Source organism: Brevundimonas sp. Root1423 (assembly GCF_001426805.1).
This window is the reverse complement of the sequence record NZ_LMFL01000054.1, coordinates 1-14,690: the sequence shown is the minus strand read 5'-3', so window position 1 is coordinate 14,690 and position 14,690 is coordinate 1. Positions and strand designations below refer to the sequence as shown.

Below are 14,690 nucleotides of genomic sequence, written 5' to 3'. Positions count from 1 at the left end.
CCAACGAGGGCATCATCCTGATCGCCGCCACCAACCGTCCCGACGTGCTGGACCCGGCCCTGCTGCGTCCCGGCCGCTTCGACCGCCAGGTCGTGGTGCCCAATCCCGACGTCAACGGCCGCGAGAAGATCCTGCGCGTCCACATGAAGGACGTGCCCCTGGCCTCGGACGTGGTGGTCAAGACCATCGCCCGCGGCACCCCCGGCTTCTCCGGCGCCGACCTGGCCAATCTGGTCAATGAGGCGGCCCTGATGGCGGCCCGAAAGGACCGTCGCATGGTCACCCATCGCGATTTCGAGGACGCCAAGGACAAGGTCATGATGGGCGCAGAGCGCAAATCCATGGCCATGAACGAGGAAGAGCGCCGCCTGACCGCCTATCACGAGGGCGGCGAGCGCAAATCCATGGCCATGAACGAGGAAGAGCGCCGCCTGACCGCCTATCACGAGGGCGGCCACGCGATCGTGGCCATGAACGTCAAGATGGCCGACCCGGTGCACAAGGCGACCATCGTCCCGCGCGGCCAGGCCCTCGGCATGGTGATGCAGCTGCCGGAAGGCGACCGCTATTCCATGAAGTACCAGCAGATGGTCGACCGCATCGCCATCATGGCCGGCGGCCGCGTCGCCGAGGAGCTGATCTTCGGCAAGGAGAACATCACCTCGGGCGCGTCCTCTGACATCCAGCAGGCCTCGAAATTGGCCCGCCGCATGGTCACCCAGTGGGGCTTCTCGGACATCCTGGGCACCGTCGCCTATGGCGAGAACGAGCAGGAGGTTTTCCTGGGACACTCGGTGGCCCGCAGCCAGAACGTCTCGGAAGAGACGGCCCGGATCATCGATTCCGAGGTCAAGCGCATCGTCGGCGCCGGCTGGGACGAGGCTCGCCAGATCCTGACCGACAAGGCCGCCGATCTGGAAACCCTGGCCCAGGCGTTGCTCGAGTACGAGACCCTGTCGGGTCAGGAGATCAAGGACCTGCTCGAGAAGGGTCTCGCCCCCAACCGCGACGAAAGCAACTTCCCCAACGCCGGCCCGTCGGTCTCGGTGCCGATCACCCCGGTGTCGGACGGCGTCACCGTCGAGCCCGCCACGGTCCACTGACCGCGAGGCCGGCCAGGCCTGAAGGGCGCGCCCGTCGGCGCGCCCGTTTCCTCCGGGATTTCCGATGAGCCGTCCCCGCGTCATGGGCATCGTCAACGTCACCCCCGACAGCTTCTCGGACGGCGGCCGGCTGGCCTCGGTCGAGGCCGCCGTGGCGCATGGGCTGCGGCTGGTCGAACGGGGCGCGGACATTCTCGATGTCGGGGGGGAGAGCACGCGGCCCGGCGCCGGGCCGGTCACGGCGGAGGACGAGATCGCCCGCGTCCTTCCCGTTATCGAGGGGCTGCGCGCCAACTGGGACGGCCCCATCAGCATCGACACCATGAAGCCCGCGGTCGCCCGCGCCGCGGTCGCCGCCGGGGCGACGATGTGGAACGATGTGACCGCCCTCGGCCACGCCCCCGACAGTGTCGCCACCGCCGCCGAACTCGGCTGCGACGTGGTGCTGATGCACATGAAGGGCGAGCCGCGCACCATGCAGGCCGATCCCCGCTATGACGACGTCGTCGCCGAGGTCGCGGACTGGCTGGTCGCCCGCGCCGGCGCGGCCCTGGCCGCCGGCGTGGCGCGCGAGCGCATCTGGCTGGATCCCGGCATCGGCTTCGGCAAGACGGCGGCGCACAACCTGGCCCTGACGGCGCATCTGGACCGGCTGACGGCGACCGGCTTCCCCGTCCTCTACGCGGCCAGCCGCAAGCGCACGATCCAGTCGGTCGACCCGACGGCGAGCGACGCCGACGACCGCCTCGGCGGCTCCCTGGCCCTGGCGCTCGAGGCCGCGCGGCGCGGGGCCGCGATCATCCGCGTCCACGACGTCCGCGAAACCGTCCAGGCGCTGGCAGTCCAGGCCGCCGTCGGCTCGGCGATCGTCGGATAAAGCACGATCCGGCTTGCCGAACCGGCCGCGATTGGCCATCCAGCGCGCATGACCTCGCCCCTCGGACGCGTCCTGATCATCGCCGGCTCGGACTCGGGCGGCGGGGCGGGGGTGCAGGCCGACATCAAGGCGGTCACCGCCCTGGGCGGTTACGCCGCCACGGCGATCACCGCGATCACGGTGCAGAACACCCTTGGCGTTCACGGCGTCCATCCGCTGCCGCTGGATCTGATCGAGGCCCAGGCGCGGGCCGTGCTGGACGATATCGGCGCCGACGCCATCAAGACCGGCATGCTGGGTTCGCGCCAGGTGGTGGAACGCGTCGCCGCCATTCTGGACAGTTGCGCCGCCCCGGCGGTCGTCGACCCCGTCATGGTCGCCAAGGGCGGGCAGAGCCTGCTCGCCGACGACGCCGTCTCGGCGGTCCGGGCGCTGATGATCCCGCGCGCCGCCCTGCTGACGCCCAACGCGCCCGAGGCCGAGGCCCTGACCGGCCTCGAGGTCAGGGATATCGAGGGCCAGCGCCGGGCGGGCGAGCATCTGCTCGACCTCGGGGCCGCGGCCGTGCTCATGAAGGGCGGCCATATTCCGGGCGAGACCGTCATCGACGTCCTCGTCACGCCGGACGGCGAAACCCTGCTCGAGGGCCCGCGTCTGGACACCCGCCACACCCACGGCACCGGCTGCACCCTGGCCAGCGCCTGCGCCGCGGGGCTGGCGAAGGGGCTGCCGCTGGAGGCCGCCGTGGCCGAGGCCTGGGCCTATGTCGCCGAGGCCATCCGCCGCGCGCCGGGTCTGGGCGCGGGGCACGGGCCGCTGGACCACGGCTGGCCGATGAGGCGCGACCGATGAAGGCGCTGGAATCCCGGCTGGTCGACATTGTCCGCGCCGACCCGGGCCTGATGCATGTGCTGCGAGGGATTCGGGATCAGGACCTGCCGGACTGGCGGATATTCTCGGGCGCGGTCTACCAGAGCGTCTGGAACGCCCTGACGGGCCGGCCGGCGGGCTATGGCGTCCGCGACTATGACGTCGGCTATTTCGATCCGGACACGAGCTGGGACGCCGAGGACGTCGTCATCAAACGGGTCGCGGCCGCCTTCGACGAGCCCTTCCGCAGCACCGTCGAGGTGCGCAACCAGGCGCGCGTGCCGATCTGGTTTCCCGCCCATTTCGGCGAGCCCTATGACCCGCTGTCGGGCACCGACGAGGCCCTTGAGCGGTTCGTGGCCCCGGCCTTCGCCATCGGCGTGCGGCTGGAGAAGGACGACGCCGTCAGTGTGGCCGCGCCCCTGGGCCTGGACGACATGTTCAACCTGGTCCTGCGGCCCAATCCCAACCGCGGCGTGGCGAGGGACTGGCTGCGCGTGGTCGAACGGGCGCGGGCGCGCTGGCCTGAACTGACCGTCATCGAACCGGAGACCGCCTGATGCGCCAGTGGACCGTCGACGCCTTCGCCTCCGAGCCCTTCAAGGGCAATCCGGCCTGCGTGGTCGAACCGTTTCGCCAATGGCCCTCCGATGCCTGGATGCAGGCGCTGGCCAGGGAGAACAACCAGGCCGAAACCGCCTTCCTGCTGCGCACGGGCGATCCGGCGCGGTTCGGCCTGCGCTGGTTCACCCCGGGCATGGAGGTCGATCTGTGCGGCCACGCCACCCTGGCCTCGGCTCATGTCCTGCTGGCCGAGACGGGCCTTGAGGCGGCGGCCCTGACCTTCGACACCCGCTCGGGCCCGCTGATCGTGAGGCGGGCGGCGTCTGGCTATGAAATGGACTTCCCGGCCGATCCGCCGCGCCGCTGCGCGACGGCGCCCGCCGGCCTGGCCGAGGCGCTGGGCGCGGACCCGGTCGAGGTCTGGGCCGGCCGCTATCTGGTCGCGGTGCTGGCCGACGCGGCGGCGGTGCGCGCTGTTTCGCCCGACATCCGCGCCCTGACGCCGATCCAGGGCGAGGCCGGGGAGACGGGGCAGGTGATCGTCTGCGCCCTGGCCGATCCGTCCGACGACGTGGACGTGGTCGACCGCTTCTTCGCCCCCGGCTGCGGCGTGGACGAGGATCCGGCCACGGGCTCCGCCCACTGCATCCTCGCGCCGCTGTACGCCGACAAGCTGGGTCGCCGGGACGTGCGCTTCCGGCAGCTGTTTCCGGGACGCGGCGGCGACATCGGGACCGAGGTGCGGGGCGATCGCGTCCTGCTGCGCGGACAGGCGGTGACCGTGGTCGAAAGCCGCCTGAGGCTGACCGCGTAAGCAAAAGGGGCGCGACCCTTGCGGATCGCGCCCCTCGGACCTCCGGGGGAGGAAGGTCCGGCTAGTAGCGACGGTTGTCGTTGTCGCGACGTTCGGCGCGCACCAGGGCCGACAGACGGTCGTAGCGGCGGTCCAGTTCCATGCGTTCGCGGGCCGACAGGCCGCCGCGCATATAGCTGTACTCAAGCTGGACCAGCTGGTTCAGTTCGGCCCGAAGGCGCATCGCTTCCCGGCGGCTCAGCTGGCGATTGCGTTCGCCCCGGTCGATGCGGCGGTCCAGCTGATATTTGCGCTGGGAGATCGATTGCCAGCCGCCGCGGTTGTCCCGCTCGTAGCGGTCGCCGCGACGCTCTTGCTCGTAACGTCCGTCGCGACGCTCTTGCTCGTAGCGTCCGTCGCGATCGCCGCGATACTCCTGCTCGTAACGGCCGTCGCGGTCGCCGCGATACTGGCCTTGATAGTTCTGGGCCATGGCCGGGACCGCGATGGAGACCGCGGCCAGGGCGATGGCGGGGATGAGGAACGTCTTCATCTGTCGTCTCCTGGCGGTTCGACGCGGACCGGGTGGCCGGCGTTGAGACGGAGAAGACCACTCCCAGCGTGAGCCCTGCCTGAACGCCCTGTGTCAGCTGCCGTTCATCCCCGTGACATCGCCGTAATGGGGCCCGTCCCCGCTTTGAACTTCCGCCGCCCGGGCGGGGCGCGGACGGTAAAATATGTCTATGTTGGTCGTTCAGCCCGCGTTCAGAGCCTGAGGCCTAAACCCGTCCCCATGTTTCGCTCCCTCGCCATAGGACTTGCCGCCCTGACCGCGGCCGCCCCCCTGTCCCAGGCGGTTGCGCAGGACCGCGTCCCGCGCGGCGACCGCGATCGTCCGGAGCGCGAGCGGCAGGACGAACGGCCCCGGATCAGCGTGGGTGAGGCCGCGCAGCGCGCCTCCTCGGGTCGCCCGGGGCGATTCCTGGGCGCCAGCGACCGCGGCGGAACCATCGTGGTTCGATGGGAGTATCCCGGCGGCCGGATCGCCGACATCATGGTGGATGGCCGCACCGGCCGGGTCATCGGAGAACGCTGAATGCGCGTGCTGCTTGTCGAGGACGACGTTGACCTGTCGCGTCAGCTGAAGCTGGCCCTGGGCGACGCCGGTTACGCGGTCGATCACGCCGCGGACGGCGAGGAAGCCCATTTCCTCGGCGACACCGAGCCCTATGACGTGGTGGTGCTGGACCTCGGCCTCCCCAAGATCGACGGCGTTTCGGTGCTGGAACGCTGGCGCCGCGACGGCAAGACCACGCCGGTGCTGATCCTGACGGCGCGGGGCGCCTGGTCCGACAAGGTGGCGGGCTTCGACGCCGGCGCCGACGACTATCTGACCAAGCCCTTCCACACCGAGGAACTCCTGGCCCGCCTGCGGGCCCTGCTGCGCCGTTCGGCCGGCATCGCCTCGGCGACCCTGTCGTGCGGCGGCCTCCGGCTTGATCCGCGCGCGGCCCGGGCGACGGTCAACGGCGAGCCCCTGCGGCTGACCTCGCTCGAATACCGGCTGCTCCACTATCTGATGATGCACCAGGGCCGGGTGATCAGCCGCACCGAGCTGGTCGAACACCTGTACGACCAGGACTTCGACCGCGACTCCAACACGATCGAGGTGTTCGTCGGACGTCTTCGCAAGAAGATCGGCTCTGACCGCATCGAGACGGTGAGAGGCCTCGGCTATCGCCTGACCCCGCTGGCCGGGGAGTCCGAGGGGGCGTGACCGAAACGTCGGGGGACGAGCCGGTCGATACAAACGGACGATCCTGGGGCCGCTGGTTCGGCCGCCCGGGCAAAAGCCTGACGCGGCGCCTGATCTGGCTGGCCTCGGCCTGGATCGTGCTGGCCCTGGTGCTGACCGGCTGGGCCCTGACCACCCAGTATCGGGAATCCGCCCTGCGCCGCCTGGGCGACGTTCTGGCCGACACCATCGACGAGGTGGTCGTGGCGTCCGATGCGACGCCCGAAGGCGTGACGGTGACCCCGATCATGGATGCCCAGACCCTGCGCGCCCTGTCCGGCAAGTATTGGGCGGTCGCCGAGTTCGGGCCGGACGGAGGCTTGCGCGTGCTGGCCCGGTCGCCGTCGCTGGCGGGCGAAAGCCTGTTCGTCCCGGTCGACCTGCCCGGCCGCCTGCGCGCCGCCGACGGCGAAACCATCAGCTACACCGCCCCGGGCCCCCTGCGTCGTCCCTACCCCGAGCCGTTGCGGGTGGCGGCCAGCATGAAGTCGCTGCCGGGCCGGGACGCGCCGCTGGTCTTCATGGCGGGCATCAACCGCTCGGACATCGACGAGGACACGCGCGAGTTCGCCACCTTCACCTGGACGTCGCTGCTGATCCTCGGCCTGGGCCTGGTGATCGCCGTCTTCCTGCAGGTCCAGATCGGCCTGCGGCCGCTGTTCGCCCTGCGCAACGAGATCGCTGACGTGCGCAAGGGCCGGATCGCCCGCATCGCCGGCAGCTATCCGCTCGAGATCCAGCCCCTGGCGGAACAGGTCAATCGTCTGCTGGACCACAATCAGGAGACGGTCGAGCGCCAGCGCACCCATGTGGGCAACCTCGCCCATGCGCTGAAGACGCCGCTTTCGGTCATGCTGGCCGCGGCGGGGGACCAGCCGGGCGATCTGCCCGACATGGTGCGCAAACAGACCGAGGTGATGAAGGCCCAGGTCGATCACCACCTGCGCCGCGCCCGCGCTGCGGTCCGCGCCCATGCCCTGGGCGAACGCACGCCGATCGCCGAGGTCCTGGACGAGATGGCCGTCATGCTGGAGCGGGTGTTCGAGACCAAGGGGGTGGAGATCGACTGGCGCGCCCCCGATGATCTGGGCTTCCGCGGCGAGCGGCAGGACCTGCAGGAAATCCTCGGCAATCTGATCGAGAACGCCTGCAAATGGTCGAAACGACGGGTCCGGATTTCCGCCGGACCGACCGGTCTGGGCCAGATGGTCGTGGTCGTGGAGGACGACGGCCCCGGCCTGCGCGCGGACCAGCGCGAGGCCGCGCTGGAAAGGGGCGCGCGGATGGACGAAACCACGCCGGGCTCGGGTCTGGGCCTGTCGATCGTCGTCGAGCTGACGCGGGCCTATGGCGGTCGCATCACCCTGGCCGACAGCGACCTGGGCGGACTGAAAGTTCTGCTGGAGCTGCCCGCGGCCGAGGCTTGATCCGGCGTCTCGCACAGCGCTTGTTAACCCTGAATGTGCAGTGTGGCGGGCGGTCGGGCGTCTTCCGGCCTTGGGAACATTGAATGTCGGGGCTGACCGTCGCCCACAAAGTCGCGCTCGCCGCCATGCTGGAGCGGTGTCCGGACGCCATGCTCAAGACCGTGGCCTCCGCCGTCGCGCCCCTGCCGGGCGGTCGGGCGGCGGAACTGCGCATGATGCTGGCGGACGAGCAGCGGGACCGCGTGCGCCGTCAATTCGTCATGGCTCCCCTGATTCCCATGTTCCGGGACCGGGCCGACGGGGTCGCGGCCCTCACGTTTCCGCCTTTCGTTCTGGCGCGCCTGTGGAAGGCCGCGTCCGCCCGGGAACCCGGCCTGTTGCCCCGTCTGGACGGCGACGAACCCTCCGTGATGGTCGCCGACCGCATCTGCCTGGCCGCCGCCGCCCTCGTGCGCGACCAGCCCGATCTGATCTGGCCCGGCGGGCAGGATCCGGCGCGGCTGGCCGGCCTCGAGGACCTCGCCGCCTGCCTCGACCTGGCCCACATGGCCCGCCGCGGCCTGCCGTCTCTGGAAGTCTGGCTGAAGCGCCCGGATGGCGACCAGATCGCCGAGTTGCGCCTGTTGCTCAAGGATTGCGCCGGCATTCGCCTCGAGGGCGCCCAGCGGGTGCTGGAAATCCTGTTCTCCCACCTGGATGACGCCGTCCTGATCCTGCGCATCGTCACCCAGACATCCTGCGCGGTGGACCAGGAGGGTTTTCTGAGCGCCTCGGAACTGGCCGGGTTCGTCGATCGGCTGATCGCCGGCGTGGACCTGCGCGCGGCCCGGATCGCCGCCTTCAAGCCCGCCGCCGACATCGCCCGGGTCAAGGACGTCATCGCCGATCTGACCTGGTGCGCGAACGTGCTGGGCGAACTGGACGTGACCCTGACCCTCAATCCCCAGAGCGCATGGGGCAAGTCCGTCCGCGACGGGCGGGTCGCGATCGCCGGTCGGCTGTCGGCCTTGCTTCGCGCCGCCGACAAGGCCGTCGACCAGGCCCTGCCCATGGAACGCGTCCAGATGGCCGGCCGCATGACCCGCAAGGCGCCGCAACTGGACGCGCCGATCGACGGCGAGACCGTCCTGGCCGCGCGCAGCCTGCTGCGGCTGGTGGGTTCGGTGCGGGGCCCGGCCTCGACCTTCGGCTGCGAGGCTGACCGCAAGACCCTCGTCGAGGCCCTGACGGCGCGCCTGACCGACTATGCCGACCTCGTCCTGCGCATGATCAACGACGGCGAGGCGCCCGACGAAGCCCATGCCCTGAAGGTGATGGCTTTCACGGCCCAGTGCCTGGACCTGATAGCCGCGACGGAGGCCGCCCGCACGGTGCGTCGTCGGGCCGCAGTCGCCGGAGGCTCGTCGGCGGGCGGCGGGGCCTCGTCGCGGGCCGCCTGATCGGCTACATCGCGCGGCGATGACAGTTTTCTGGATCATGACGGCCCTGATGACGGCGCTTGCCGGCCTGCTGGTCCTGGCCGGCGCGCGGCGCGGCGCCGACGCCGGCGAGGGCGTCGCGACCCTGACCGCGAGCGCCGAGCTGGCCGAACTGGACCGGCTGAAAGCCCGCGGCCTGCTGGACGAGGCCGGCTGGACCGCCGCGCGCGCCGAGGCGGGCCGGCGCATTCTGTCGGCGGAGCGGGAGACGGCCCCCGTACGGGCGCAGCCGCGGGACCGGCTCCAGGTTCTCGTCGGGCTGGCGGCGACCGCCGCCGCTGCGCTTGGCCTCTATGCGACGGTCGGATCGCCCGGCCTGCCGGATCAGGCCTACGAGCGCCGCGTCGATCAGTGGGCGACCGAACTGGAGATGCTCGAGCCGGCGCAGATCGCCGCCGTCGCCGCCCGGGTGGTGCGGGAGCGACCCGACGACCATCAGGCCCTGACCATGCTCGGCGCCGCCCGCTTCGAGGCCGGCGATCCCATCGGCGCGGCCTCGGCCTTCCGCCGGGCCCTGGCCCTGCAGCCCGACGACGCGCAGAGCTGGGCGCGGCTGGGCGAAAGCCTCGTCCGGGCCAACCAGGGCGCGGTCGGCGGCGACGCCGAGGCGGCCTTCGTCCAGGCCTTGCGGCGCGATCCCGGCCAGCTGGGCGCGCGCTATTTTCTCGGTGAGGCGGCGATGGCGCGCGGGGACCGCGCCGGCGTGCGCGCCATGTGGACTCCGCTGATCGCTGCGCTGGAGCCTTCCGATCCGCGCCGGATCGGTCTCGAGAGCCGGATCGCGGCCATGGAGGCCGGCGCGTGAGCTGGCTCCCGAAATCGCCGAAGGCGCGGCGCCGGCTCTGGGTGGTCGCGGCCGTCGCGCCGGTGCTGGCCCTGGCGGTGGGCCTGTCCCTGTACGCCATGCGCGACAGCGTCACCTTCTTCTTCTCGCCCTCCGAGGCCACGGCGGCCAAGGCCCCGGCGGGCCGGGTCGTTCGCCTGGGCGGTCTGGTCGCCGCCGGCAGCGTCCGGCGCGGCTCCGATGGCGAGGTTGCCTTCTCCATCACCGACAATATGGCCGCGACCCGGGTCGTCTATCAGGGCGATCTGCCCGACCTGTTCCGCGAGGGGCAGGGTGTGGTGGCACAGGGCGCCTTCCTGCCCGACCGGTCGTTCCGCGCCACCCAGGTGCTGGCCAAGCACGACGAAAACTACATGCCGCGCGAGGTGGCCGAGCGGTTGAAGGAAAGAGGCGAATGGCGGCCTGAGGGCGCAACGCCCGCCCCCGGGACGCCCGCAACGTGATTGTCGAACTGGGCGCCTTCGCCCTCATCCTCGCCCTGGTTCTCTCGGCGCTGCAGACCGGCATGGCCGCGGCCGGCCGTCTGCGCCGCAGCCCGGTGCTGGCGGGCGCGGCCCAGGGCGCGGCCATCGCCGCGGCGGCCGCCGTCGCCGTCGCCTTCGGCGCGCTGGTCTTCGCCTTCGCCGTGTCGGATTTCTCGGTCGCCAATGTCGCGGCCAACAGCCACACCGACAAGCCGTTGCTCTACAAGGTGGCCGCCGCCTGGGGCAGCCACGAGGGGTCGCTGGTGCTGTGGTGCCTGGTGCTGACCATGTTCGGAGCGGCGCTGGCGCGGGCCCGCAACCTGCCGTTCGGCCTCAAGACCTCGGCCGTGGCGACCCAGGGGCTGCTCGGCGTGATGTTCCTCGCCTTCGCGGTCTTCACCTCCAACCCGTTCGAGCGGCTGAATCCCGCGCCCCTCCAGGGGTCGTCGCTGAATCCCCTGCTGCAGGATCCCGCGCTCGCCTTCCATCCTCCGTTCCTCTACGCCGGCTATGTCGGGTTTTCGGTCTGTTTCTCCCTGGCCGTGGCGGCCCTGATCGAGGGCCGCGCCAACGACAGCTTCTGGCCCGCCTGGGGCCGCTGGGTCCGGCCCTGGGCCCTGGCCAGCTGGGCCTTGCTGACCCTGGGCATCACCCTGGGCGCCTTCTGGGCCTACTATGAGCTGGGCTGGGGCGGCTGGTGGTTCTGGGATCCGGTCGAGAACGCCAGCTTCATGCCATGGCTGGCGGGCGCGGCCCTGCTGCACAGCGCGGTGGTGACCGAGCGGCGCGGAGCCCTGGCGGGCTGGACCACCTTCCTGGCGTTGCTGGCCTTCACCTTCTCCATGCTGGGGGCCTTCCTCGTGCGCTCCGGCGTGCTGACCAGCGTCCACGCCTTCGCCGTCGATCCCGAGCGCGGGCTGATGCTGCTCGCCATTCTGGGCGTCACCGCGGGCGCCGCCTTCGCCCTGTTCGCCTGGCGCAGCCCCCGGCTCCGGGGCGGCGGCCAGTTCGCGCCGGTCAGCCGCGAGGGCGCGCTGGTGCTGAACAACCTGTTCCTGACGGCCGCCTGCGCCACCGTGCTGCTGGGCACCCTCTATCCGCTGATCCTCGAGGCGGCGAACGGCGCGACCATCTCGGTCGGTCCGCCCTATTTCGCCCTGACCTTCGTCCCGCTGATGGCCGTCGCCTTCCTGATCCTGCCGGCCGGGCCGCTGCTCGCCTGGAAACGCGGCGACCTCAGGGGCGTCGGCCAGCGTCTGGCCGTCGCCGCGGGCCTGGCCATCCTGGTCGCGCTGCTGGGCTGGATGGCCTTCGAACCGCGCAAGGCCCTGTCCGCCGCCGGCATCGGCCTCGGCGGCTGGCTGGTGCTCGGCGCCCTGGCCGAGGTCGCCGAGCGGGTCCGGCTGTTCCGCGTGAGCCTGCCCGAGAGCCTGCGCCGCGCGCGCGGCCTGCCGCTGGGCGCCTGGGGCACGGTCCTGGCTCACGCGGGCTTGGGCGTGTTCGTGCTGGGGGCGGTGGTCGAGACCGGCTACCGCGTCGAGGCGGCCCGGACCGTGGCCGTCGGCGAGACCGTCACGGCCGGGCGCTATGACGTGCGGCTGGACAGCGTTCGCATCGTCGAGGGGCCCAACTACCTGGCCGAACAGGGCCGGCTGACCGTCGCCCTGAACAATGGCGGCGCGTCGCGCGTCGTCACCGCCGAGCGCCGCTTCTTCCCCGCCGGGGGTCAGACGACCACCGAGGTCGGACTGGATTTCCGGGGTCTGGACGACGTCTATGTCGTGCTGGGCGAGCGCGGCGAGACCGCCGCCGGAGCCCCGGCCTGGAGCGTGCGCGTCTGGTGGAATCCCTGGGCGCGGCTGATCTTCCTCGGACCCGCCATCATGGCCCTCGGCGGGCTCGTGTCCCTGCTGGACCGGCGGCTGCGGCTGGGCGTCGGCAAGCGGAAGGCGGCGGCATGAAGCGCGCCCTGCTCATCGCCCTGGCCGCCGTCGGCCTGATGGCGGCCGAGCCGCCGCCCGCGCCCGACCGGCCCCTGCCCGACGCCGCCCAGGAGGCCCGCGCCAGGGCCCTGTTCGACGACATCCGCTGCGTCGTCTGCCAGCACGAGGCCATCTCCGACAGCCCCGCCGGCATCGCCGCCGACATGCGCCGGCTGGTGCGCGAGGAGATCGCCGCCGGCCGCAGCGACGCCCAGGTGCGCGAGGATCTGGTGCGCCGCTACGGCGACTTCGTCCTGTTCACGCCGCCGGTGCGGGCGGGGACCTGGCTGTTGTGGTTCGGGCCGCTGGCGGCGTTGGCGGCGGTCGGGATCGGCCTGCTGGCCCTCGCGCGCCGCCGCCGCGAGGAAACGCCGGCCCTGTCGGCCGATGAGGAAGCCCGCCTGGCCGATATTCTCGCCGCCGGCGCGGATCGCCGCGATCCTGACGCAAAGGCGTCTGACGACTGACGCTTGCCGGGACCTATGATCGCGCCATGCGTTGGTGAAACGGGTCACCGTCCTATATTCAGTGTCGAAACGGGCGGCGTTACGCCCGAAAGGATCGCAAAGAACTCCATGATGAAGCGCAAGGAATTCATGCTGGGGGCCGTCGCCGGCCTCGCCTTCGCCGCCGCCGCCACCGCGGGCGGCGTGATCGACTGGCCCTCCGCCGAAGCGGGCCCCGTCGCGGGCGTCAGCGGCCGTCTCGCGCCCAGCGCCGGCGGCGGACTGGCCTTCGCGCCGCCGCAGGGTGCGCCTCTCAGCTTCGCCGACATCTTCGCCCAGGTCGCGCCGGCCGTGGTGCAGATCGAGGTCAAGACGCGGGTGCAGCGGCCCAACATGATCCAAGTCCCCGGCATGCCCTTCGCTATTCCGAACCCCAACGGAGCGCCGGGCGGGGAGGAAGGCGAGGACGGGGAGGGCGCGACCGCGCTGGGCGCCGGGTCCGGCTTCTTCATCTCGGCCGACGGTTTCATCGCCACCAACAACCACGTCGTCGCGGACGCCACTGAAATCCGGGTCAAGCTTGCGGACGGTCGCGAGATGGAAGCCCGCCTGGTCGGCCGTGACGAGGCCACCGACCTCGCCGTGATCAAGGTCGAGGGCGCTGACTTCCCGTTTGTCTCGTTCGAGGAACAGGCCCAGCCCCGGGTCGGGGACTGGGTCATCGCGGTCGGCAACCCCTTCGGACTGGGCGGCACCGCCACCGCGGGGATTGTCTCGGCTCTCGCCCGGCAGAATGTCGATGACCAGACATCCCAGTACGTTGACTTCCTGCAGATCGACGCAGCGATCAACCGGGGCAATTCGGGCGGTCCCACCTTCGATATCTACGGCCGTGTCATCGGCGTGAACTCGGCGATCTATTCCCAGACCGGCGGATCGGTCGGTATCGGGTTCGCCATTCCGGCGTCGATTGCGAAAGGCGTGACGGAACAGCTGATGCGGAACGGCCGCGTGGAACGCGGCTATGTCGGCGTCGGCCTCAGAACCTTGAGCCCCGACGGCTGGGAGGCCTTGGGCCAGCCCCGCGACTTCAAGGGCGCGCTGATCGAAAACGTCACGGAGGGCGCACCCGCCGACCGCGCGGGTGCGCGCATCGACGATTATATCGTCGCGGTCAACGGTAAACCCGTGGCGGACAGCACGGAGGCCTCGCGGCTTGTCGGGCAGGCGAGACCCGGGGAAACCATTCGTCTTGAGATCATACGCGACGGTCGCCGCCAGACGCTGAACGTCCGGGCGGGAGCGCGGCCGTCGGAGCAGGAACTGGCCGCTGCGGACGGGTCCGGTTCGGGAGGCGCCGCCGCGCCGCCGCCGCCCGCCGCCACAGGCGAGGCGGTTGAGGGCCTGAGTGTCGCTCCGCTGTCGCCCACCCTGCGCTCGCGGTACGATCTCCCGGATAACGTCAACGGCGTGCTGATAACGAATGTAGCTCGATCGACGCCGGCCGCTCGCCTCGGTTTGCAGGCCGGTTTCGTGATCACGCGTGTGAATACCCGGAACGTGACCTCGGCCGCCGACGTCCGGGCGGCCGTCGCGGCGGCGAAGCAGGCCGGCCGGCCCAGCGTGCTGCTCTTCATCCGCACCCCGCAAGGCAATGTGGTCGCTCCGCTGAAGTTTGACGACGGCGAATGACTGGAAGTCTGAACAAGCCTTAACTGCCCCCATCGCCGCCGATGCGCTAACATCGGCGGCGATTCACGTTCGAGGGGCTGATTCCATGCGCATTCTGGTGGTCGAGGACGACGCCGAGGCCGCGACCGCGATGGTCCGGGGGCTGACCGAGGCGGGCCATGAGCCCACCCACGCCGTCGACGGCGCCTTCGGCCTGCTGGAGGCCCAGAAGGGCGGCTAYGACGTCTATGTGGTCGACCGGATGATGCCCCGCCTCGACGGCATCGGCATGGTCGAGACCCTGCGCAAGGACGGCGACCAGACSCCGGTSCTGTTCCTGTCCGCCCTCGGCGAGGTCGAGGAGCGAGGTCGAGGA

At 71.1% G+C, this 14,690-nt stretch carries 16 protein-coding genes; 15 read left to right on the top strand and 1 reads right to left on the bottom strand.

Annotated elements, in window-relative coordinates; all coding sequences use genetic code 11:
- The 5 genes from ASD25_RS25355 to ASD25_RS25335 all read left to right on the top strand — a co-directional run.
- The coding region (locus tag ASD25_RS25355; RefSeq protein WP_156389473.1) for an ATP-dependent metallopeptidase FtsH/Yme1/Tma family protein at positions 1-1,103 on the top strand (1,103 nt) is incomplete at its 5' end.
- Positions 1,104-1,167: 64 nt separating this feature from the next.
- Complete coding sequence (gene folP, locus ASD25_RS25350) at positions 1,168-1,980, top strand: dihydropteroate synthase (RefSeq protein WP_055830977.1); 813 nt, start codon at positions 1,168-1,170, stop codon at positions 1,978-1,980.
- Between the two features lie 48 nt (positions 1,981-2,028).
- Positions 2,029-2,832 carry a bifunctional hydroxymethylpyrimidine kinase/phosphomethylpyrimidine kinase gene (gene thiD / locus ASD25_RS25345; RefSeq protein WP_055830976.1) on the top strand — a complete coding sequence of 268 codons (804 nt, stop codon included), beginning with the start codon at positions 2,029-2,031 and terminating at the stop codon, positions 2,830-2,832.
- Complete coding sequence (locus ASD25_RS25340; RefSeq protein WP_055830973.1) at positions 2,829-3,410, top strand: nucleotidyltransferase family protein; 582 nt, start codon at positions 2,829-2,831, stop codon at positions 3,408-3,410. The genes thiD and ASD25_RS25340 overlap by 4 nt, the downstream gene beginning before the upstream one ends.
- The gene (locus ASD25_RS25335) at positions 3,410-4,228 is read left to right on the top strand and encodes a PhzF family phenazine biosynthesis protein (RefSeq protein ID WP_055830971.1); all 819 of its coding nucleotides are present in this window, start codon (positions 3,410-3,412) and stop codon (positions 4,226-4,228) included. The genes ASD25_RS25340 and ASD25_RS25335 overlap by 1 nt, the downstream gene beginning before the upstream one ends.
- Positions 4,229-4,289: 61 nt before the next feature.
- On the opposite strand, the gene ASD25_RS25330 is transcribed toward ASD25_RS25335, so the two are convergent.
- Complete coding sequence (locus ASD25_RS25330; RefSeq protein WP_055830969.1) at positions 4,290-4,760, bottom strand: hypothetical protein; 471 nt, start codon at positions 4,758-4,760, stop codon at positions 4,290-4,292.
- Positions 4,761-5,000: 240 nt separating this feature from the next.
- Here ASD25_RS25330 and ASD25_RS25325 point away from each other — a divergent pair, with 240 nt between their 5' ends.
- The 10 genes from ASD25_RS25325 to ASD25_RS25280 all read left to right on the top strand — a co-directional run.
- Entirely contained in the window at positions 5,001-5,303 is a 303-nt protein-coding gene (locus tag ASD25_RS25325) for a hypothetical protein (protein ID WP_055830967.1), read from the top strand.
- Positions 5,304-5,984, top strand: coding sequence for a response regulator transcription factor (locus ASD25_RS25320; protein WP_055830966.1), 681 nt, complete (start codon positions 5,304-5,306; stop codon positions 5,982-5,984).
- The gene (locus ASD25_RS25315; RefSeq protein WP_156376985.1) at positions 5,981-7,429 is read left to right on the top strand and encodes a sensor histidine kinase; all 1,449 of its coding nucleotides are present in this window, start codon (positions 5,981-5,983) and stop codon (positions 7,427-7,429) included. Before ASD25_RS25320 ends, ASD25_RS25315 begins: the two co-directional genes overlap by 4 nt.
- A gap of 83 nt (positions 7,430-7,512) precedes the next feature.
- The gene (locus ASD25_RS25310; RefSeq protein ID WP_055830964.1) at positions 7,513-8,868 is read left to right on the top strand and encodes a hypothetical protein; all 1,356 of its coding nucleotides are present in this window, start codon (positions 7,513-7,515) and stop codon (positions 8,866-8,868) included.
- A 19-nt stretch (positions 8,869-8,887) separates the two neighbouring features.
- Positions 8,888-9,712, top strand: a complete 825-nt coding sequence (gene ccmI, locus ASD25_RS25305; protein WP_055830962.1) for a c-type cytochrome biogenesis protein CcmI — start codon at positions 8,888-8,890, stop codon at positions 9,710-9,712.
- Positions 9,709-10,194, top strand: a complete 486-nt coding sequence (gene ccmE / locus ASD25_RS25300) for a cytochrome c maturation protein CcmE (RefSeq protein ID WP_055830960.1) — start codon at positions 9,709-9,711, stop codon at positions 10,192-10,194. The genes ccmI and ccmE overlap by 4 nt, the downstream gene beginning before the upstream one ends.
- A complete protein-coding gene (locus ASD25_RS25295; RefSeq protein WP_055830958.1) occupies positions 10,191-12,176 on the top strand; it encodes a heme lyase CcmF/NrfE family subunit in 1,986 nt (661 codons plus the stop codon). The genes ccmE and ASD25_RS25295 overlap by 4 nt, the downstream gene beginning before the upstream one ends.
- The gene (locus ASD25_RS25290; RefSeq protein WP_055830956.1) at positions 12,173-12,664 is read left to right on the top strand and encodes a cytochrome c-type biogenesis protein; all 492 of its coding nucleotides are present in this window, start codon (positions 12,173-12,175) and stop codon (positions 12,662-12,664) included. The genes ASD25_RS25295 and ASD25_RS25290 overlap by 4 nt, the downstream gene beginning before the upstream one ends.
- Before the next feature lie 108 nt (positions 12,665-12,772).
- A complete protein-coding gene (locus tag ASD25_RS25285) occupies positions 12,773-14,335 on the top strand; it encodes a Do family serine endopeptidase (RefSeq protein ID WP_055830954.1) in 1,563 nt (520 codons plus the stop codon).
- Between the two features lie 85 nt (positions 14,336-14,420).
- Positions 14,421-14,690, top strand: a 270-nt coding sequence (locus tag ASD25_RS25280) for a response regulator (protein ID WP_156389472.1), incomplete at its 3' end; no start/stop codon positions are given.